General features: G+C 68.5%; 19 protein-coding genes. 3 read left to right on the top strand and 16 right to left on the bottom strand.

Going from position 1 to position 19254, the window contains the following annotated elements; all coding sequences use genetic code 11:
* Positions 1–3 precede the first annotated feature (3 nt).
* The 14 genes from ACGFYN_RS16625 to ACGFYN_RS16560 all read right to left on the bottom strand — a co-directional run bounded on the left by ACGFYN_RS16625 (position 4) and on the right by ACGFYN_RS16560 (position 12332).
* Entirely contained in the window at positions 4–1287 is a 1284-nt protein-coding gene (locus ACGFYN_RS16625; protein ID WP_393866535.1) for a tyrosine-type recombinase/integrase, read from the bottom strand.
* Positions 1288–1369: 82 nt separating this feature from the next.
* Positions 1370–1585 (bottom strand): excisionase family DNA-binding protein, encoded by a 216-nt coding sequence (locus ACGFYN_RS16620; protein ID WP_393866534.1) that lies wholly within the window; start codon positions 1583–1585, stop codon positions 1370–1372.
* A gap of 519 nt (positions 1586–2104) precedes the next feature.
* The gene (locus ACGFYN_RS16615; protein WP_393866533.1) at positions 2105–3580 is read right to left on the bottom strand and encodes an ATP-binding protein; all 1476 of its coding nucleotides are present in this window, start codon (positions 3578–3580) and stop codon (positions 2105–2107) included.
* Between the two features lie 2 nt (positions 3581–3582).
* Complete coding sequence (locus tag ACGFYN_RS16610) at positions 3583–4458, bottom strand: bifunctional DNA primase/polymerase (RefSeq protein WP_393866532.1); 876 nt, start codon at positions 4456–4458, stop codon at positions 3583–3585.
* 88 nt (positions 4459–4546) lie between these two features.
* On the bottom strand, positions 4547–5059 hold the full coding sequence (locus ACGFYN_RS16605) for a hypothetical protein (protein ID WP_393866531.1): 513 nt from the start codon (positions 5057–5059) through the stop codon (positions 4547–4549).
* A 9-nt stretch (positions 5060–5068) separates the two neighbouring features.
* Entirely contained in the window at positions 5069–5590 is a 522-nt protein-coding gene (locus ACGFYN_RS16600) for a hypothetical protein (protein WP_393866530.1), read from the bottom strand.
* Positions 5591–5780: 190 nt separating this feature from the next.
* On the bottom strand, positions 5781–7859 hold the full coding sequence (locus tag ACGFYN_RS16595) for an FtsK/SpoIIIE domain-containing protein (RefSeq protein WP_393866529.1): 2079 nt from the start codon (positions 7857–7859) through the stop codon (positions 5781–5783).
* Between the two features lies 1 nt (position 7860).
* Positions 7861–9459, bottom strand: coding sequence for a hypothetical protein (locus ACGFYN_RS16590; protein WP_393866528.1), 1599 nt, complete (start codon positions 9457–9459; stop codon positions 7861–7863).
* An 89-nt stretch (positions 9460–9548) separates the two neighbouring features.
* Positions 9549–9854, bottom strand: coding sequence for a hypothetical protein (locus ACGFYN_RS16585; RefSeq protein ID WP_393866527.1), 306 nt, complete (start codon positions 9852–9854; stop codon positions 9549–9551).
* Positions 9855–9882: 28 nt separating this feature from the next.
* Entirely contained in the window at positions 9883–10239 is a 357-nt protein-coding gene (locus tag ACGFYN_RS16580; RefSeq protein ID WP_393866526.1) for an RRQRL motif-containing zinc-binding protein, read from the bottom strand.
* Positions 10239–11270, bottom strand: a complete 1032-nt coding sequence (locus ACGFYN_RS16575) for a DUF2637 domain-containing protein (RefSeq protein ID WP_393866525.1) — start codon at positions 11268–11270, stop codon at positions 10239–10241. Before ACGFYN_RS16575 ends, ACGFYN_RS16580 begins: the two co-directional genes overlap by 1 nt.
* Positions 11267–11806 carry a hypothetical protein gene (locus tag ACGFYN_RS16570; RefSeq protein ID WP_393866524.1) on the bottom strand — a complete coding sequence of 180 codons (540 nt, stop codon included), beginning with the start codon at positions 11804–11806 and terminating at the stop codon, positions 11267–11269. The genes ACGFYN_RS16575 and ACGFYN_RS16570 overlap by 4 nt, the downstream gene beginning before the upstream one ends.
* Entirely contained in the window at positions 11794–12075 is a 282-nt protein-coding gene (locus ACGFYN_RS16565) for a hypothetical protein (protein ID WP_393866523.1), read from the bottom strand. The genes ACGFYN_RS16570 and ACGFYN_RS16565 overlap by 13 nt, the downstream gene beginning before the upstream one ends.
* Entirely contained in the window at positions 12075–12332 is a 258-nt protein-coding gene (locus ACGFYN_RS16560) for a DUF6284 family protein (protein WP_393866522.1), read from the bottom strand. Before ACGFYN_RS16560 ends, ACGFYN_RS16565 begins: the two co-directional genes overlap by 1 nt.
* Positions 12333–12804: 472 nt before the next feature.
* On the opposite strand from ACGFYN_RS16560, the gene ACGFYN_RS16555 reads away from it, so the two are divergent.
* The 3 genes from ACGFYN_RS16555 (at position 12805) to ACGFYN_RS16545 (ending at position 15232) form a co-directional block, all read left to right on the top strand.
* Positions 12805–13170 carry a GntR family transcriptional regulator gene (locus tag ACGFYN_RS16555; RefSeq protein ID WP_393866521.1) on the top strand — a complete coding sequence of 122 codons (366 nt, stop codon included), beginning with the start codon at positions 12805–12807 and terminating at the stop codon, positions 13168–13170.
* A gap of 448 nt (positions 13171–13618) precedes the next feature.
* Positions 13619–14875 (top strand): hypothetical protein, encoded by a 1257-nt coding sequence (locus tag ACGFYN_RS16550; RefSeq protein WP_393866520.1) that lies wholly within the window; start codon positions 13619–13621, stop codon positions 14873–14875.
* Between the two features lie 3 nt (positions 14876–14878).
* Positions 14879–15232 carry a signal peptidase I gene (locus ACGFYN_RS16545; RefSeq protein WP_393866519.1) on the top strand — a complete coding sequence of 118 codons (354 nt, stop codon included), beginning with the start codon at positions 14879–14881 and terminating at the stop codon, positions 15230–15232.
* 311 nt (positions 15233–15543) lie between these two features.
* Here the strand turns inward: ACGFYN_RS16545 and ACGFYN_RS16540 are convergent, their stop codons facing one another.
* Positions 15544–17394 (bottom strand): TerD family protein, encoded by a 1851-nt coding sequence (locus tag ACGFYN_RS16540; RefSeq protein WP_393866518.1) that lies wholly within the window; start codon positions 17392–17394, stop codon positions 15544–15546.
* Between the two features lie 443 nt (positions 17395–17837).
* On the bottom strand, positions 17838–19196 hold the full coding sequence (locus ACGFYN_RS16535; RefSeq protein ID WP_393866517.1) for a pyridoxal phosphate-dependent decarboxylase family protein: 1359 nt from the start codon (positions 19194–19196) through the stop codon (positions 17838–17840).
* Positions 19197–19254: the final 58 nt, after the last annotated feature.

The raw sequence follows: 19254 nt of genomic DNA, 5'->3' as shown, positions 1-19254 counted from the left end.
TCCTCAGACCTCGTTGTCCTGGTTTTTGTCCACAGCGGGTGTCTCCGGGGCTCCCCAGATGGCTTCGGCGATCTTCCGGGCGACGTCCTTGAGCATGGCGTCCGGCACGTGGAGGTACCTCGCCCGCATGCTCGCGGAGGTGCCCGGCTCCCACCCCATGATCTGATCGATGACCCGGGCCGGGACCCCGAGCAGCATGAGCACGGTGGCGGCCGTGTGCCGGGCATCATGCAGCCGGGCGCTCCGGACCCCCGCGTCTTCCAGCAGCCGCTTCCAGTCGTGATAGTCCGTGTTCGGGCTCAGTGGGCCACCGAGCCGCTTGGTGAACACGTAGTCCGATTCGGTCCACAGGTCGCCGGCACTCTTGCGCTCACGTTCCTGCGTCTCGGCATGGGCCCGGAGCATGGCCACCAGCGGGCCCGGCAGGGGAACGGCCCGGCGGCCAGCCCGGGACTTTGTGTTCTTCGTCTCGCGCCGGATCTGCACCTTGGCGGGGCAGTACCCCGCCTTGCGGCCGCACGGTGAGGCTTCCGGGCACCCGTGCTCGTACCGGGGACGCAGACGGTTCCGGCGGAGCTTCAGATACTCGTTGCCGAGGTCGACGTCGGACCAGCGCAGTCCGAGCGTCTCGCCCTGCCGCAGTCCGAGCGCCAACGCCAGCATCCATCGGGCGCTGTTTCGGCGTTTGTTTGCCTCCAGCAGTAGGCGCTGCACCTCTTCCACGGAGTAGGGCTCAACCTCGGATTCGTCCTCTTCCATCCGTGGCGGCTTTGCCAGCGCGGCAGCGTTCTTCGCCGCGTAACCGCGCCGTACTGCTTCCCCCAGTGCGGTTCGGGCGGTGCGGTGAGCTTGGTGAGCAGTGCCGGCCTTGCGCTCCCCGTTCGCCTGCATACGGCGATACAGACTCTCCAGGTGCTCGGGCTGCAAGCGGTCAAGGCGGTGCTTGCCGATGCCGGGCACGAGGTGCACGCGCACGGCGACCTCGTAGCCGTCATACGTGTTCTCACTGACGGTCGGCTTGGCGATGTTCTCAACCCAGTGCTCAAGCCACTTCTCGACCGTCCACGCCTTGCCCGGCTGTTGAGCCGAGCCCCCGTCGCGTTGCTTCTCCAGCTTGCGGACTTCTTCGACCAGGGCCTCGCGCGTCTTACGCGTCAGGTGCCGGCGGTAAGGCTCCCCGTTGTCCTTGTAGCCCATCGGCACGCGCGCGTGCCACCGACCGTCCGCCCCGAAGTAGATCGCCGATTCGCCGTTGGCGCGGCGAGTGCCCTTCTTCTTCTCTGCCACAGGCAGAACTCCTGTTCTTGGTCTTGGAACGAAGGGGCCGGGGGCGGCCGCCTGTCCTGTAGCGCCGCCGCCCCGCGTGTCGTCAAGCGGCGCGTTTGGCTGCGCGTCGACGGGCGACGTACTCGGCGGGTGCGTCCGCAGGAATGCGTCGGAGACGGCCGACGTCGATGGACTCCAGCTCTCCGGTGCGGATAAGGGCGAAGCATGTGGTCCGGCCGATACGAAGGCGCCGGGCCGCCTCCTCGACGGTGAGGAGCACGAGGGTGTTGTCGACCGCGTTGACAGGGGGCGTGTCCATGCAGAGATCTCCCTTGGACGGAAGGAGGGTTTGAGGAATCGGCGGAGCTAGCGGATGCGGGTGTGTCCGAGGTGCGGATTTCTGCGTCACGGCGTCACCAGCGTCATTCGGGCTTCTGACCTGGGGCTTTATGTGACGCGGTGTCGAGAGGGTGCGTCATCGGCGCGTCACGGGCTGCGTCATCGTGTGACGCGGGTGACGCAGGATGACGCAGAGACTGCCGTCTGCGTCACGCCTGTTGCCGCAGCTCAGGGGCCAATTTCCGGCGGGTGTGACGCACGTGACGCAGCGTCTTCCCTCTTAGGACAAAAGAGGGGGTGTCTGTCGTAGTGCGGCGGCGCCTGAAAGCGTGAAGAAGGAGCCGCTTCGCGGCGCGACCTTGGGGCGGCGGCGGTGCCGCCGGAAGAGCAGTGACGGGCCGCTGCGCGGCGCGTCCTTTGGGCGGCGCGGGGCGCCGAACAGCAAGAGGAGCACGGGGCGCCTGGTGCTCTTCTTGCTTGTCCGGGCGCGGGGCGTGGGTCAGAACGCCTGCTGCTGCTCGTGGGGCACTGGTGCGGCGGGGCGGGTCATTTCGAGGTAGCGGCCCGTCCGGGTGCGGCCGGAGTCGATGAGGACACCCCGGGCGGCCAGGGTGGGCTGGAGGCGCTTGAGCCGGTCGGAGAGAACCTTTCCTGTGGTCGGCCAGCCCTTGGGCAGGGGGCGCGGCTCGTCGCTGCTGTAGAGGCCGCTGAGGAGGTGCAGCCACTCGGTGGACGTCATCCGCTGCGCGCCGCCCGGCTCGATGGTCTCGGCATGCTTGAGCACGGTCTGCGCCAGGAGGTCGCCCTCGATGACGTCGTCGTTGAGGTCATCGAGGCAGGCCCGGTAGGCGGGGAGTGCCCCGAGACCGGTGGCCGCATCGAGCTGCGCACACAGGTGAGCGAAGTCGGCCATGCGCAGGTCAGTGGGGGTCTCCGCTTCCACCGCGCGGACCTTGACGGTGAGGTCCAGGAGCGAGCCGAGGACGACGGGCAGCACCTCCGCGTAGTCTGCCCACAGTTCCGCCTCGGTGCGCCGCACCCGAGGCCGCTCCAAGCGCAGCGGCAGGAGCCGATCCGCGAGGTCGCCGCGGATGACGCCCACGTCGATGCCGGTCAGCAGCAGCGGGCGGCGGTAGCCGACGCGGTACACGTCGCCATCGGTGAACAGGGCGCGCTTGACGTTCTCGGCTCCGGTGACGATGCAGCACACGGCGTCGGACAGTTCCGGGGTCAGGTGGGAGAGGTTGTCCAGTGCGGTGACCCATCCGGCCGCCACCGCCGCGAGCAGGTTCTCCTCATCCTTCGGTGCGCGGCGCAGGTCACCGCTCATGCCCTCGACGATCCGTACGAGCATCCGCCCGCCGGTGGACTTGCCCGCACCCTGCGGCCCGGTCAGGAACGGGGCCGGCACGGGTACGGACGGTCCGAGGCAGCCGATCAGCCAGGCGATGGCCAGGCATTCGGTCTCGGCGGTGGCGAAGTTGCACAGCCGGAGCAGCAGGTCGATGCCCTTGCCGTCAGTGTCCTTGGCGGGCAGGGGGAGTTCCCCAGTGAGCTGGGTGCGGCGCCAGCACACCTCACGCGGGTCCGGGGTGAGGATGTCCCAGCCGGTGGGGTGGATGCGGACGGACTGTCCGTCGCTGCGGCCCAGGTCCAGCCACGTCGCCCCGTCGAATCCAGGGGCCACGCGGATGTGCACGGGCTGCACGTCCTCGGACAGGGCGAGCGCTTCGATCAAATCCAACGCCTCCTTGAGGGCGGTCCCGTTGAACACGCCGCGCCCGTCTTTGAACAGGCCAACCATGAGTTCCTGACGGTGGCTGCCGGTGGTTCCCTGCGAGCGGATAGGGCGGGCCACGGGGTGCCCGTTCTTCTGTGCGTAGACGGTGCCGTCGGCGGTGCGGAAGTAGCGGAAGTGTTCTTGGGCGTAGTCGGCGATGACCTCGCGGCCGGGAGCCTTGTCGTCCTCGGACATGGCTACAGTCCCAACCTGGTGCGGGCGTTGGTCCACGCGTCGGTGCAGTGCCGGGCCGTTTCGCCCTTGGCCTGCGCGGCGGTGAACAGGCGCGTGATGTGGGCGTCGGTGAGGCAGCCGCAGCGGCCGTGTGTGGACAGCACCGCGAGGAAGGTCCGGTAGACCTCGGCGTGAATGCCGCTGCGCGCCTCGGTGATGCGCTGCTCCGCCATGGCGATGCCGCGCTCAAGGTAGGCGGGCGTGCGGTGTGGGCACTGCCCGCCTCCGGCCGGCGCGGGCACGGTGACGGCCACCGGTCGGACTTCGGTGGGCTCTTTCACGGCCAGCGCACGGACGGCATCCGGCAGATCCGTGAGGGTGCCGGTGCCGATCCCGAGCCAGCGGGCGTAGGCCATCGTGGACTTGATGTCCACGCCGGGCCGTACGGCGTTGGCTGAGGGCATCGCCCCGAGGTAGAGCCAGTGTTCGCCTCGGGTGGTGGGCACGGTCTGCGTGGTCGGCAGGGTCTCGCGGGCCCACGCGATGGCGTTGGCGTTGTCGAGGTCCACGACTGTCAGGCCCGCCCCGCCCGGGTGGTAGGCGAGGGTGCTTGCGCGCCGCCACGCGTGGCGCCAGGGGCCGGAGCGGATGACGTTCGGATCTGTGGTGGCGGCGGCCCACGCGTGGCACGGGCCGGGGCAGGTGCAGGGGCCGGAAGTCTTCATGTTGGGCCGCCCGCCGCATGCGTTGTTGGCGCACCGGCGGCAGTTGCCGAACGGCACCTTCGCCCGCAGGGGCAGGACCGGTAGGCCGGAGGCGGCCAGGTCGAGCGCGGTGCGGAGGTGCTCGTTCATGCCGTCGTCTCGGCGCTCTCGCCGAATGTCGGTGGGTTGGGTCATGCTGGAGACCTCCACAGGTCTGTTGAGGGCAGGTGGACAAGGGCGGCCCGGTCTTTGGCGAGAGGGGGCCGCCTTTGGCGTTGCGTGGTCAGTCGTCGCAGTCGCAGTTCTCGGGGCGCTGCTGGCAGTAGGGGCATCGGGGGCAGTCGCACCCGCAGGCGTGCAGGACGCCGACGCAGGAGCACTGGCACATGCCCTCACCGCAGGGTTCGTCCTCCGGTTCGTCATCGGGGCCGCTGTAGGTGAGGGGGCTGACTGCGCTGTGCGCGAGGTCCAGGCACTGGGCGAGCCCCCTGGCCTGTTCCATGGCGGTGAGCAGGAATCCCTGCACGTTGGCGACATGCCGGTTCGGGTCCTCTCCGTCGGAGGCTCCGAGGTGCCCGAGGTTGGCGAGCGTGTCCAGTGCGGTGCCGACCTGCTCGATGGCCTGCGGCATCCGTTGGGTGAGTGTCTTGAGGGCGCTGATGGCGTCGTACGCGTGGGCCGGGTAGGGGAGGGCTGGTGTCTGGTCGGGGCGGGGGAAGGTTTGGTGGTTGAACGCGCGGACGGCTTCGGCAGCGTCACGGACGGACTGCGTCGGGTCTGTGGCGGTGGTGTCCATGCGGTCCTCTCAGGGGCGGAGTTCGTTGCGGTTGCGGGCGATGAGTCCGTAGGCGGGTGCGGTGATGGTGTTGGTCTCCTGCCGGACGGGGCCGCTGTAGTGGTGGTGGGTTTCGGTGCGGGTGGTCTTGAAGCCGCGTAGGGCGGAGCCGATGGCCACGGTGACCGCGGCGACGGCGGCGATGGGCAGGGTGACGAACAGGACGCTGGTCAATGTGACGGCGGCGAATCCCTTGCAGGCGAGCCAGATGCCGCAGCCGATGCCGACGAAGGCGGCGCCGGTGCCGATGCCGGCCACGGCGGTGCCCGCGGCCCATGCGGGCACGATGCGGCGGTCGTCCTGGTGGACGGGCGGGGCGCTGCCGTAGGCGGGCAGCGGACTGGTGTCGCGGAAACTGGTGGGCGTGGTCGGGGTGGGCCGGTAGGCGTCGGCGATGATCCGCCGTGCCTCGGCGTTGGCCTGCGCATCGCTCATCCGCGCGTACGGCGGGAGCGGTTCGGGGGTGCTCGCGGGCGGGGTGTTGGGGTGCACAACGGGGTCCCTTCAACCGGGAGACGTGTCACGCTGGGTGATTGATCTAGTGGGGCGTACTGAGTAGTGGGTAGTGGGGTCCCCAGTGGGGGACGCCTGTCCAAAGCCCCTGTGCGCCCCAGTAGGCGCCTTTAGCGGGTAGTGGGGCGTTCCCCACTACCCACTACTCGGTAGCGCTCCGTAGACGCGTTCAGGCGTGCTCGCGATGGACGTAGACCGAGTGCGGGCCGTTGTCGCGGTAGACCAACTCGCCCCGCTCGACCGCGGCTTGCAGAGCGGCCCGCACGGTCTTGCGGTCCTTGCCGACCAGCTCTGCGATCGCGGACGGCTTCATGCCCTCCGTACCGGTGGCCTTGATCGCCTCCAGCGCACTGGGCAGCCATCCCGGCCCCTGCTCGCCCCGCAGCGCGGAGAGGTTCAGCCCGGACGACTGGCCCGGCCCGCCCGGAGTTCCGTCCTCTTCGGAGTGCGGGTCGGGGGCGGTGCCGAACTGTGCGTCGATCTCCTCACGGAAGCGGCGCAGCATCTCGTCTTCCGGCGAGACCGGTGCGGCCTCCTGCTCGCGCAGCGCGGACAGGTTCAGCCCCTCGCCGGAGTCGGCGGTGTCGTCGACGGCGGTGAGGTCCTGCATCCAGGCGGTGCGGTCGGCATCCCAACGCCGCGCGTAGGCGGCTCCGGCGGCTTTGGCGGACACGTCGTCCAGCCGCGGGTGCCGGTCGGAGGTCGCGGCGGTGATCTCCCGGATCTGGTTGGGCAGGATCCGCCACGACTTGAACAGCGCCGCCGGAGACTCCGGGGTGCCCATGAACCCGGCCCCCTTGTAGGGGGCCTGCTCCACGCGCAGCCCGCGCCGGCCGGGGAACATCTTGCCCAGGTCCATGCCCTCGGTCTCGCCACCGGTCAGCGCCACGCGCACCTTGCCCTCGCGGCGGATCATCAGGTTGCCCAGCACACTGCCGGTCGCACCCAGCGCGGTGAGCACGGTGCGCACGCCCATGGCGCGCAGCATCCGGATGACTTCCAGGATCTTCTTGGCGAGTTGCTTCATCTGCCGGTCGGTGCTGACCAGGATCTCCGCGCCCTCGTCGATGACCAGCATGATCTGAGGAATCTTCGAACTGATCGGCAGGAGATCGGTGTTGGCCTTGGCCAGCAGGTCCTGATACGCCTTCTTGCGGTGCAGCCCGACCGCGAGCGCCGCATCGAGCATCACGGTGGCTTCCTCATGCGTGCTGGCCAGCCAGTCGACGCCAGGGCGCACGGGCTTGCCGTCCGCGGTTTCGATCTCCCCGTTCAGTGCGGGCAGCACCCACGGCAGACCGGCCGATCCGGCGTTGAGGTCGATCACCCAGGTGAGGACGTCATCGGCGCGGGCGAAGCTGGCCAGGATGTCGTGGACCATGTTCGTCTTGCCCGAGCCCGTGGGCCCGACCACCAGCGCGCACTGCTCCCGCAGGAACGCGGAGACGACCTCGCCGTTCGTCCGCACCCCCCAGGGCAGGCCGGTGAGGATGGACAGGCGGCTGTAGTCGTCCGGGTAGGGGCAGTCCTCCTTGAGGACGTTGACCGTGGTCACGTCCAGGATGGTGCGGCCCTGGTGGATGCCGGGTGTGGCGGCGGCGGTGCAGCCGTGCGGCAGCTTCGCATCCGCGGACAGCGCCACCGAGTGCTGCGCGATGCGGTCGTAGGTGATCCCGCCCTGCGGCTCCAGATCCAGGGAGTAGCCGGTCCCGGTGGGCCACATCTCGACCGCGAGCACCTTCACGGTGATGTTGCAGATCCGCTGGATCCGCTCCACCCACGCCGCGGCGATCGCCCGGCGCTCCGCGGACAACTCCCGTGCAATCTGCCGCTGTTCGGCAGCGATGGCCTCCTCCTCCCGCGCCTCCTCGAACAGCGCGGTCGAGCGGGCGGCGGCGCCGATGCCCACCCCGATGGTGGCCAGCGAGCCGAGCGCGGCCCACGTGAGTGGCCCGTGGGTCATGGCCCAGGTGGTCCATCCGGCGCCGACCAGCCAGGAGGCGGCGCGGGTGGCCAGGGTCCGGCCGGCGTTGCGCACCCGCAGCCCGACGACGGTGTGTCCGAGGGCTCCGGCGGCGCCGACCGCGAGGGCCCAGCCGGGCGGCATCGATGTTGCGGCGCCGGTGGTGGCGATGGCGAAGGCTCCGGTGGTGGCGGACAGGGCGCCGGTCACGGGTCCGTGACCGGCGCTCCAGTCCAGCACCGGGCCACTGCTCTGCTGCTGCTTTGCGGTGGCGGCGCTGCTCATCTCAGACGTTCCAGCCCTTCTCGGCCTCGGTGCCGTTGCGGGGGTCCTCGTGGCGGGCGATGTCCTGCTCGTGTGCCTGGCGGAACAGCGGGCCCATGTCCTCCGCGACCGCGACGGCGCTCATCAGGGCGCCGAAGATGTCGTTGAACCCGTCCGCGACCTCCTTTTCCAGCGGGAACTCACTGTCGGAGCGCTCCGCGAGGGTCTTCATCACATTCGCCACCGACGTCAGGGCGGCGGGCAGGCCCTCGACCATGGCGAGGATCTCCATGGCGTTTTCGGGGTCGTACTGGTTGGCGGCCTGCTCCATCTCTTCGGCGGCCTCTTCGAACCGGAATCCGGACACGTGCGCTCCTTCACTGACCTCGGGGATCGTGCTGGTGGGGGTGTCGACGGCCGGACGCTCGACCTGCTCGCCCAGGCCGTCCGTGCCGTCCTGTGCGGCCTCCGCATCGGCGGCGGCCTCCTGCTCGCGCAGGCTCTTGCGGGCGTCCTCATCGCGTGCCGCGCGCTGGTCACCGGCGGTCTGCACCATCCGCCGGTACAGGCGCCGGCCGGGATGCATGAGGGCGGGGATGTGGAGCTTGCGGCCGATCCAGGTGGACACCACGCCCAGCAGACCGACCGGCAGCGCCAGCAGCGCGGCGAGCAGGCGCCGCCCGTGGAAGCGGGCCGCAGACTTCCGCAGCGCCTGACGTGCCGCCTTGCGGGCCGGGGCCTTGCGGACGTTGGCGCGCTGCGCGGCCACGGTGCCGCCGTTCTTGGCGTCCCGCCGGGTGCGCTGCTTGGCGATCGCCGCATCCCGCGCCGCGCGCGCCTTGCGGACGGCGCCGCCCATTAGGCGGCCCGCCAGACCGGCGCGCTTGCCCAAACGGGCGCTGCCCGCGGCGGCTTTGGCGTTGCGGCGCGCGTCGGCGACCGCCCGCCGGGCGCTGGTGGTCTGCGCCCGCTGGCCGGCCCGCGACCCGGCCGCAGCCTTCTGCGCGGAGCGCAGCGCCTTGACCTGCCCGACCCGGCCCGCAGCCTTCCCGCCGCGCGCCGCGCTGCCCGCGGTGTGCTTGGACGCGCTGCCGGCCGCGTGCTTGGACGCACCGTGGCCAGCCTTGCCGAGCTTCTTTGCGCTAGTCGCGGCGGTGCCGGTGCTGCGGCGGCGCTGGCCGGGCTCCTTGCCCGCCCGGCCACCGGAGCGACCACTGGCCCGCAAGCCAGCCGACCGGCCCCCGGAGCTCGCGCGGTTGGCTGAGCCCATGCTGCGCAGTCCCGCGCTGCGGGCGGCGGATCGGCCGGCGGCGCGGGCCGCGGCCCGGCGCGCCTCCCGGCGGGCATTGGGCTTGCGGTTGCGGGTGGCGGCGACCGTGCCGAGTACGACCATGCCGGTAGCGGCCACGGCCGCGGCGATCGGGCCACCGGCCAGGGAGGCGGCGGCGACCGCACCAACCGTGCCGTTCGCCCCGGACAGAGCGAGCGGAACGATCGGCCACCCGCCGGGCGTGTGCTCCATTTCGGCGACGTCTTTGGCCTTGGCGGGCGGGGTGTCTGGCGGCGGTGGTGTGGTCGGGGCAGCCTCGACGGCTACCGGCTCAGTGCTGAGTTCCGTCATGCTGTGAGCACTCCTCTGTGGAGTAGGGCCCGGCCGGTGCTGTAGGAGGCGATTGGCCGGGCCTGCCGAATCAGGGACGTTGGCGCTGATCAGAGGTTGCGGTGCGGGTGGTGGGCGGCGATCTCCTGCCAGCGCCTGCTTTCCGCGGCGTCCGTGCCGGTGAGGCTCACGCGGAAGGCGCAGCCGGGCCGCGCGCACCGGTGGGTGGTCGTGGACCAGGCGCCGATCACGTGGAAGAACAGGCTGGAGAAGGTGGCCACGCAGGACAGGCAGCAGGCCAGCAGCAACGTGACGGGCACGCCGTAGCCGGACAGCCGCACACCGATCAGAACGGCCAGGCTCGCGCTGGCGGCGACGGCGCCCACGATCAGGGCGCGGCGACGGGTGGTGTTCACTCGAACTCCCTTGGCTTGGGTGGGGTGTTCAGGCGGCGCACTGTTCCTCGGGGTAGGCGCAGGTCACGCACATGCCGAGCGTCGCGGGGATGACGTATCCGGCATCGCGCCGGCATTCGGGGCAGGTGCGCCGCGCGGTGTTGGCCTTGGCCAGAGCCGCCCATTTCGCGGGCGTCATCAGCCGCACGGGCTCGGCCTTGTCGACGGCGTAGAGGTAGGCGACCAGCGGGCCGCGACGGCGCCGCGGGCGCTCGACCTGCGCGGGGACCTCCTGCCCGCCGGGCCGCAGACCGCGCGCCCGCAACTGCCGGACCGTGGCAAGCCCCTCCGGCGCGAGCCGCCACGGGTAAACGGGCAGCGAGCCGCTGGTGGGTGCGGTGGTCATCACTGGCCCGCGATGGCAAGTTCAGTGCGCGCGCCCGGGGCGGGGTCGCGGTGGTCGGCGTAGCGGTGGGAGACCCAGCCGACCGACCAGCCGCACAGCTCGGCCGCCTGACGCACGGACAGGCCGGCTTCGTACGCGGCGGCCACGGTGCGGCGTGCATCGTCCTCCGGCAGCTTGCTCGCGGCAGGACCGCGCTCCAGCAGCGCGGCGCGTTCACGCTGCACCCGTTCTGCGCGCTCACGCTGTTCACGCTCGACCTGCTCCGCGAGCGCACGGCGCTCTTGTTCGGCCCGGTCGCGGCCCTGGCGTTCACGGATTTCGGCCTCGTGTTCACGCTGTTCACGCTCGTGTTCACGCTGTTCACGCTCGCGTTCACGGCGTTCACGCTCGGCCCGCTCCGCTGCCGCGCGGGCCGCCTGAAACTCGCGCTCCTCGCGCCGCTGCCGCTCTTCCCGCTCGGCTTGCTCACGGGCCAATGCCGCCTCGTGCTCGCGCTGTTCACGCACGAGCTGCGCGGCGTGCTCGCGCTCCTCACGAGCCTCCGCACGGGTCTTGTCGGCCCGCTCGCGGGCCGCCTGCTCGCGCCGCTCCCGCTCCGCCTTCTGCTCGGCTTCCAGGGCCGTGACGGCGCGGGCGATGGCCCGCCGGTAGGCCAGGCTGGTCTCCGCCGTGACGATCAAAAGCAGCGGCGCCACCGCATGGACAGCCACGCCCACCAGGTCGTTCTTCAGCGCGGAGTCGGCCGTGTTGAGCGCCAAGGTCATCAGACCGGTCATCCACCGCAGGGTGATGGGCCAGCGTCCGCCGTGCCCTCCGAGGCGGGCCAGGACGTCATCGAGCTTGACCACGATGACCACCGCGGCATCGACCACCAGCGGCAGGATCGGGGCGGTCCAGTCCCACTTGTTGGCGGTGTGCGCGGCCATCAGCGGCGTGACGGTGAGGATCGAGTAGAGCATCGCCCCGCACACGATCAGCCACGTGCCGCCGGACAGGGCGCGCTCTGCTGAACGCGTCTGAACACCGTTCACGCCGCACTCCCGACCGGCTCCGGCGCGGGCTGAAACGCCCGACGGAAGCCGCTCGCGGAACCGTCCCGGATGAACACCTCAACGCGCCACGTGATCTCACGGGCGGGGCGTTCATCCGAGGGCACCCAGCCATCGGCCGGCGCCCCGTGCGTGGCGGTATCGGCGTAGGCAGCCGCGCGGGAGGAGTAGATGGTGTGCGGCTCGCCGTAGTGCATGAGCAAAAACAGCGACCGGCCCGCCTGCTGTACGTCCTGCAGTTCCTCGCGCAAGCGGCGGATCTCGATGTCCTTGAGCAACAGCTCTTGCTGCGCAACGGACAGTTCCGCCACCGCGCCGGCAAGGAACTCGCCCACCTCCGAGGCGGTTGCCTCGGCCCGCTCCGCGCGGTCGGTGGCCGCGTACAGCTCCCGCACGTGCTCGCCGAACGCCTCGTTCGCGTCCGCGCTGGTCTGCCGGGCATGCTCGCGGGCGCTGCGGGCGTGGTGCTCCAGCCGTTCGATACGGGTCGGGGTGACGAACCGGATCACCGGAACCACCCCCGCTTCTTCGGCGCGGCCTCGGACTCGGCACGCTTCGCCGTGGCCCGCAGGCTCCGGCCCCGCTGGCGAAGCCGATCCGCCTCACGCTCCGCGCGCGCCTTGGCGGGGTCGGAGTAGTCGCGGTCCCGGCGCCCGTACACATCGGCCGTCATCTGCTGCCGCTCCGCCTCTTGCTCCGCGGAGTGAGCCATCCGACGCAGTGCCGGGGCCTGACGAGCCGCGTACTGCTGCTCCGGCGTCGACATGTCCTTGAAGCGGCGCCCCATCACGCCACCTCCCCAGAACCGGAGGGGTTGGCCAGGGCGCGTCGCGCGGCCAGTACCCGGCGGTGCGCCCGGCGGATGCGGCGGGCGTCCAGCTCGGTCGACGTGCGGTCCAAGGTGACGATCTGCGCGTCGATCAGGTCGACGTCCGCGAGGATCGCGGGCATCTCCCGCTCGATGGCATCCAACTCCGCATCCGTGGGCTCCATCCATGGCTCGAAGGCGGTAACAGCGTCCTGAACTGTGACGATGGTGTTCATGGGTCGTGTTCTCCCTAACAGTAGGTGCGGCCCGAACAGAGCCCCCGGAGTTGCCTCTCCGGGGGCTCGCACCGTTGAAGGCGAATCCCTCGGTGGTGCCGGTTGCGCGGTCAAAGGAGGCGACCGCAGCGCCCCGGCCGGGAGTCGAACCCGGCCTGCGACCATCGAGGCGATTGCGCTGTACCGCGCACGGGGCGAAACCCGTGCACGCCCGCCCTCTTGCAGAGGTGGGACGGGACTCCCTCAAAGACCCATCGACCACCCGTGTGCAGGTGGCTGGGTCCGCACTCTGTTGAGTTCTCAAGCAACTGCGGCTTCCCTCGTACTCACCCCTGTTGGGCTTTCCTCCGGACCGTCCATGGCGCCCTAGTGCGCCCTGATGCGCTTCACTGTGACATCGGGCCGATACCCCGTCAAGCCCTGCCACTGATGCGCCCTAGTGCGGTTGTCGTGACCTTGGTACGGTGGCTGGGTGCCGATCAGCAGAGATGCCCCCAGCCCGCTGCACCTTCAAATCGCAGACGACCTGCGACAGCGAATTCGTGCTGGCGAATTTGAGCAGAAGAATTTTCCTTCACTCCGGTCTCTAGCTAAGTACTACGAGACCGCACAGGTCACAGTGCACGATGCCGTCAAAGCGCTACAGCAGGAGAAACTGATCGTCTCCGTGAGCGGCAAAGGAACCTTCGTCCTCCCTAGGGAGGAGAGCAATCCAGCAGCAGCGAAAGAAAGCGGAAACCTGGAAGAGCAGGTTGCTTCGTTGCGCACAGAGCTCGAAGATGTAAAAGAACGTCTGAGCCGGCTCGAAGGTAGTCCGAGTTACGGCAAAGACCTCTGAGTCTTGCGGGATTGGGTCTTCGTTTCTTCATGGGAAGAGTCAATCGCACGCCTTGGCAACTCAACATGAAGCGAGAGTGCAGCCGCAGTGCAGCCGCAGTGCAGACCACTGACAGCAGGGGGACCCGTTGGACGTCGTTGACACATGGACCGGCCAGCACGCAAGCGCACTAAAAATGGCGTTGCGCGAAACGAACGAAGGGTTCGCTGATCGTCTCGGAACCTCTGTCAGGACTGTCGCGGGGTGGAGCGCTAACCCACAGTTGATCCCAACAGCGGAGATTCAGCGCGCACTAGATACGCTTCTTTATCAGGCAGCGGGCGATGCCCAGGCCCGGTTTGCGCTACTAGTCGGGAGTCGCCGACCGGCGGGTACCGGTCAAGCCATTCCGCCTCGTCAAACACCTGCACAGCAACGTCTGGCGGAAGATCCTCACATCGCAGCCGCCTTGGCCTGGCTCGAATCTAGTTTTAACTGGGCACCTGGTAGCGCACGAGAGCGAGTGGCTGACGAACTTGCCGCTTTAGACTCGAATGCCATGAAAGCGCAGGCTCACCGAATTGCACAGGTGACTCGGGAGCAGGCTGCTGAGGCCGCAGGTCGCTACTACCGGGCGGGGTTCGGCCAGTGGCGTCCGTACAAGGCGCAAGTGGCCGGCCAGGAGCATGCAACGACCATCCTGACGCAGGATGCGTGGCTCGATCTGGTGCAGCCAGTAGGCAACGGGCAGGACGACTTTCAGTTTCGTCCTAACGCGCAACGCGGAATGACGATCACCCGGAGCGTAGCGGAAGAAGCAGCGCGATCCTTGGCTGAATCACTTGAAAAGGGCAGCCAGATCGTCAACTCCGAGATCTACACCTTGACTTCGTTGGATATCCGCCCAGGGATCATTTCTGGCAGTGTAGGCGTCCTCGATTTTGTTGAATTCGCCTTGACGCTCAACCTCTTGGAGGGTGAGCTTATGCGGTCAATCGCTGCTCAAGGATCCGGCCAGCCACTAGACATGCCGATACGAGACGAACTTCTACCCGATGTGCCAACGGTCTTGGATTTCGCCGGGCGAGTTTGCGCAGGGGGAGCGCTGGCGCTAACTGCGATTGCACGACCTCGTGGGCGCGGCCATGACCCCGACTACCTCCTCTTGATTCAAGAGCGGTCGGGCAGCGTGCTCAACGCAAATCGCCGCTTGGCGGTAATCCCCAAAGCGTTCCACGGGCCGATGGCTGATTACGGCGAGGACGCCCGCTTTTCCGCAACGCTTGAGCGGGAGATGGAGGAGGAGCTCTTTGGTCGGACCGACGTGGACTCTACCGTCAGTGATCAGCTCCATGCCGATCCGATGCATCCAAGTCTTCTCTCCGATCCAATGCGTTGGCTCATGGACCGGCAAGCCGGCGATGCATGGCGGATGGAATCCACGGCGGTGGGGATCAACCTCGTGAGCGGAAACTACGAGTTTGCCAGCCTGATCGTCATCGAGGACGAAGAGTGGTGGGTCAAGTACGGGGGTCAGGTTAGAGCCAACTGGGAGTCAAGTGGACTCCATCGCTACTCCAGCCTCGATACTGTAGGACTGGAGTCGTTGGCGCTCGACCCGCGCTGGAGTAATGAAGGCTTCTTCGCATTCACCCAAGGATGCCGGCGGCTTGCCACGATCGGCGGCCAACGTGTCCGGATGCCTTCCATCGAATTGGAGTCGTAGAGCATGGCTGACAACTGGTATACGGGCAATGCGAACGCCGATGCCGACCAGCACCGAGGTTGGCTTCTGGGGCACTTCATCGACCCCACAAAGAGCGCAGTGCGCCAGACGGGGGCACTAGAAGTGAAGTGGGGTATCCATCCTGCCGGCGAGCAGCGGCCAGACTGGGTAGCTGATGATCAGCGGACTGCCATGCTCCTACTCGTGAGCGGCAAGTTCCGGCTCGACCTCAGCGTCGGTAGCGTGACGTTGGAGAAGCAAGGCGACTACGTGGTGTGGGGGCCCGGGATCGATCATTCGTGGCAGGCGGAAGAAGACTCTGTCGTCGTCACAGTGCGCTGGCCGTCGGTCGTCTGACACAACTTTTCTGGGTTCGTCCGCAGGAAGACACAGTGCCCGCCTGCGTCCTCGCAGGCGGGCACTGGCACCCCTCGTTGTCCTGTCTTTGTCCAGCGCGCTGGAGGCCCGCCACGGTCCACCGGCGTACGCCTATCCCGTCTGACCTGCCACGCGGACAGTTGGAAAGTGGCCCGCACTTCCCACGGAACTGGCTGACGCCGCAGCCGCCGTCAAGGCACGGAGGTAGAGCCTCTCGGACGCGTCGCGGAATGTAGCGCCCGTGCTTGGAAGGCTGCTGCAGCCCGCTCGGCGAGTCGCACTAGTGCCCCTCAACAGTCGTCCGCTGAGCCATTGACATTCACGCCGAAACTGGTGGCGAGGACGTCGAGTCCGTGGTCAAAGCCCTGGCCTACAGCGCGGATTCGCCAGGCCGTGGCGCGGCGGTATATCTCAGCGAGGACGAGGGTGCGTTCCGTGGTGGCGGCGTCAAGAGTGGCTCGTGCCAGGGGGGCGGCATTGTTGCCTGGGATGATCTCGACCTGAACCGCCCCGACATCCCCGAATGTGGCATTCCCGTCAATGACCGCCGCCACGAGAATCTTGCGTGCAGCGAGCGGGAGCGAGGCGAGGTGCGCGGCAATTGTTTGCTCAGCTGGGCCGTCGGCGAGGAGGCGAACGGTGCCGGCCGGATGCTTAGGGGCTCCGTAGAAAACAAAGTCTTCGTCGGCTATAACCTGTTCGTCTTCATCGAGGATGAAGGCGACGACGTCGATCTCACCCAGCTCAAGTGGCGCCCATGCGGCCCTGACCTGCCACTCGTTAGCAGGCGACCCGGGCGTCTGCATGGGCAGGTCGACTACGCCGCCCCGCGGAAGAACTTGTGGAATTCGTGGCCGTGCCTCGGTCCAAGGACCTCTGATTATCGCGTCAGCTGGTGCGCCTACCGACGCGATGAGCCAGCTCTCGTCGTGCACGGGCACGCCTAGTTCTCTGATACGCGGCATACGGCGGTCGTCGTGCCCACCGTGCAGGACCACCACATCTGTGACGCTGCGCGAGAGATTAACGGCCGTTGAACCGCCGAGGGCCACCACTCGGGCACGGGCTGCGCTCGCCGTGGAGTGCGGACCGCCTATTACGAGTACGCGACGCAGGGCCAACGGCCCGCCCGGCGTCAGAGGACCTGCGCGGGGAGCGGTGGACATGTTTGCTTTGGGAGGTGCGACAGCGTCAGTGGGTCCTGTCCTCTCATAAGGAGCCCCCCGCTGCACCTTGCTGAGCAAGGTGAGAAACGCGTGCTCTGCGACGACTGGTACGCCTTCGGCGAGTGCGCGCATTGCTTTGGCCGTTCTTGAAACGGGATCGTTGCTAACCAATGCGCTGGTATGTCGACTGACCGAGGCGACTACGTTAAGACCAGCCGTAACCGAGCGTGCAATGAGTTCGGCGCGCGGTGTGGCAGTCTCACCGGTTATGGCAATCTTCATGCCCTGAACCAAGGGACCTCCGGGCTCTAGGCGGCCGGGATTATGGAAAGCACATGGTACCTTCGGTGGCTTTAGCGAATATTGCGAATGTTGCTTCGGCGGACAGGAAATCAGCGGCAGCGGAAGACCTAGCTTGGCTGCCTCCCTCAATGTGCCACGGAAGACCTCTGCTAGGACCAGGGCGTCCTCGAGGGCATCATGGGTTTGCCTGAGCGGTACCCCGTAGTGAGCGGCAAGCGTGGTCAGGTTCAAGTCTTTCGTGGGCGGGTCTATCTGCCGGTTAAGGGCGATAGTGCAGAGCCGCCGTGACACCGGAAGGGTCAAGCCCACACGCGTGAACTCGTGAAGGAGGAAGGAGTAGTCAAAGTGCGCGTTATGAGCCACCATTACGCGGTCCTGCAGCAGTGCCGCGACGCCGCGCGCGACGTCTTCGAAAACTGGTGCCCCGCGCAGCGTCTCAGCGGTCAGCCGGTGAATCTGCACTGGCCCGGGGTCACACCCAGGGTTCAACAGCGTCGAAAAGACCGTATCCTGCTTGCCGTCCGGCTTCAGGGTTACCACCGCAAGAGATAGAACGCGGTCCTTCCCTGGATCAAGCCCGGAGGTCTCCACGTCCACGAGCGTCCAGTCGAACGGGAAATGGTGCGCGCCAGCCTCGTCGAGGGCGGCGAAAGCAGAGGATCCGACAGCCATACCTAATCCTGGTCCGGTTTCGCTCCTAGTACAAGTGAAACGTGCACCCCAGCGCGCGATATTCGATCAAGAAACGCTGCGATCACCCCCAGGTGTCTCCCCGTAACATCAGGCAGAACACGGAAGGCAGCAGGTCCTGGAAGGAGAACTGGGCCCGCCATAAGTCCATCGGGCTCGGCCTTGCCTGCATGCCGCTCGTTGTCCTGGTCTTTGTCCAGTGCATAGACGCGCGCCACTGTTCGTCTCCGTACACGCGTCGCGCCCGACCTGCTGCGTGAACCCCTACGGATGACCCCGTACTACTTTGCGGACAGTTGGAAAGCGTGTTGGGGGCAACCCCTCACGAGTTCGAATCTCGTATCCTCCGCCAGTGCCTCACCGGGCACGATGTCGAAGGGCCCCACCGTTCGCGGTGGGGCCCTTCGACATGCGTGGTCTCAGTTTCACGTGGCCAGCCGCTCGACGCGGTCGTGCAGGTGCCGCACGTGGTCCTCGGACTCCGGCTTCATGAGGACGCTGCGCAGGATGCGGGCCGCGTCGGCGTCCGCGGTGACCTTCGGATGGCGGGCCGTGAACGCCTCGCGGCCCGCCTTGAAGGTGCTGAGGAAGACGGGGTCGGGACCGGTCATGCCGTCCGCCAGGATGCGGGCGGAGGCCGCGTCTACGCCGGTGAGGGTCGCGGGGTCCACGGCCGGGAAGTAGGTGACGATGTCCAGCTGGGGCGGCTGGTAGAGCTCCAGGGCGTCGGACGCCTCGATCAGTTCCGCCCAGTCGAGGGCGGCCCGGCGGCCCGCCGCGAGGACGCGGCCGAGTCCGTCGGGGGTGGGCGGCAGGAGCCGGAAGGTCAGCCAGAGGGCGGCCGCGGAGGCCCCGGCGCGCGAGCACTCCAGGCTGATCTCGCCGAGGTGCAGCTCGGTGGAGGTGAAGTAGGTGTACGGCGAGTCGTGGAGGTAGAAGCGGCCCACCTCGGGGTCGCGGAACAGGACGGCTCCGCAGCCGTAGGGCTGGAGGCCGTGCTTGTGCGGGTCGACGACGATCGAGTCGGCCCGCGCGACGGCCCGCCAGGGCTCGGGCGGCAGGCCCTCGGGGCCCTCCACGCCGGCGAGCAGGGTGAAGAAACCCCCGTAGGCGGCGTCGATGTGGACGCGGACGCCGTGGCGCTCGGCGAGGGGCAGGGCCTCGTGGACGGCGTCGACGGCGCCCAGCCCGGTGGTGCCCGTGGTGAGGACGACCGTGCCCACCTGCCCGCCGCGCAGGACCTCCTCCAGCGCGTCGAGGTCCATGCGGCCCTGGGCGTCGGTGCGGACGGGATGGCTGCTCATGCCCAGGACGTGGCACATGCGGCCGTGGGTGTAGTGGGCGTCGGCGCTGTGGGCGACGCCGCGGCCGGGGTGGAGCTCGCGGGCGACGAAGAGCGCCTCGAGGTTGGCGATCGTGCCGCTGGTGGTGAGGTGGCCGAGGTGGGTGTCGTAGCCGAACATCGCGGCGAGCCGGGCGACCGCCTCGCGTTCCATCGCGGCGGTGGCCGGGCCGCCGTCCAGGGCGTGGTTGTTGGGGTTGATCAGCATCGCCGTGAGGTGGCCGACCACCGCGGCGGGGTGCGGCGGCTTGAGCATCTGGCCCGCGTAGCGCGGGTGGAAGAAGGGGTAGTTGTCCGCGAGCCGTTCCGTGAACTCCTCGAAGGCCGACGCGAAGCGGGCGTCGTCCACCTCCAGGGACGGGTGGGGCCGGTAGGGGCCGAAGGTGTCGGCCCAGTCCTGTACCGCTTCGGTGGCCCGGCCCAGCCAGTGCTGCAGATCCATGGCGTCTCCCTCTCGCCTCGCGGGTGTGGCGTCCACCGTAGAGTTTCATTGACTGGTC

The sequence above is a fragment of the Streptomyces sp. NPDC048419 genome (genome assembly GCF_043200415.1).
Taxonomy (GTDB): domain Bacteria; phylum Actinomycetota; class Actinomycetes; order Streptomycetales; family Streptomycetaceae; genus Streptomyces.
This window is presented reverse-complemented; position numbering and strand designations above follow the sequence as displayed.

Coding starts and splice junctions, on each gene's coding strand:
- ACGFYN_RS16615 (WP_393866533.1), bottom strand. CDS start 3,580: ATGTCCGAGGACGACAAGGCTCCCGGCCGCGAGGTCATCGCCGACTAC.
- ACGFYN_RS16610 (WP_393866532.1), bottom strand. CDS start 4,458: ATGACCCAACCCACCGACATTCGGCGAGAGCGCCGAGACGACGGCATG.
- ACGFYN_RS16540 (WP_393866518.1), bottom strand. CDS start 17,394: ATGGCTGTCGGATCCTCTGCTTTCGCCGCCCTCGACGAGGCTGGCGCG.
- ACGFYN_RS16620 (WP_393866534.1), bottom strand. CDS start 1,585: ATGGACACGCCCCCTGTCAACGCGGTCGACAACACCCTCGTGCTCCTC.
- ACGFYN_RS16590 (WP_393866528.1), bottom strand. CDS start 9,459: ATGACGGAACTCAGCACTGAGCCGGTAGCCGTCGAGGCTGCCCCGACC.
- ACGFYN_RS16565 (WP_393866523.1), bottom strand. CDS start 12,075: ATGGGGCGCCGCTTCAAGGACATGTCGACGCCGGAGCAGCAGTACGCG.
- ACGFYN_RS16545 (WP_393866519.1), top strand. CDS start 14,879: ATGGCTGACAACTGGTATACGGGCAATGCGAACGCCGATGCCGACCAG.
- ACGFYN_RS16595 (WP_393866529.1), bottom strand. CDS start 7,859: ATGAGCAGCGCCGCCACCGCAAAGCAGCAGCAGAGCAGTGGCCCGGTG.
- ACGFYN_RS16560 (WP_393866522.1), bottom strand. CDS start 12,332: ATGAACACCATCGTCACAGTTCAGGACGCTGTTACCGCCTTCGAGCCA.
- ACGFYN_RS16535 (WP_393866517.1), bottom strand. CDS start 19,196: ATGGATCTGCAGCACTGGCTGGGCCGGGCCACCGAAGCGGTACAGGAC.
- ACGFYN_RS16605 (WP_393866531.1), bottom strand. CDS start 5,059: ATGGACACCACCGCCACAGACCCGACGCAGTCCGTCCGTGACGCTGCC.
- ACGFYN_RS16580 (WP_393866526.1), bottom strand. CDS start 10,239: ATGACCACCGCACCCACCAGCGGCTCGCTGCCCGTTTACCCGTGGCGG.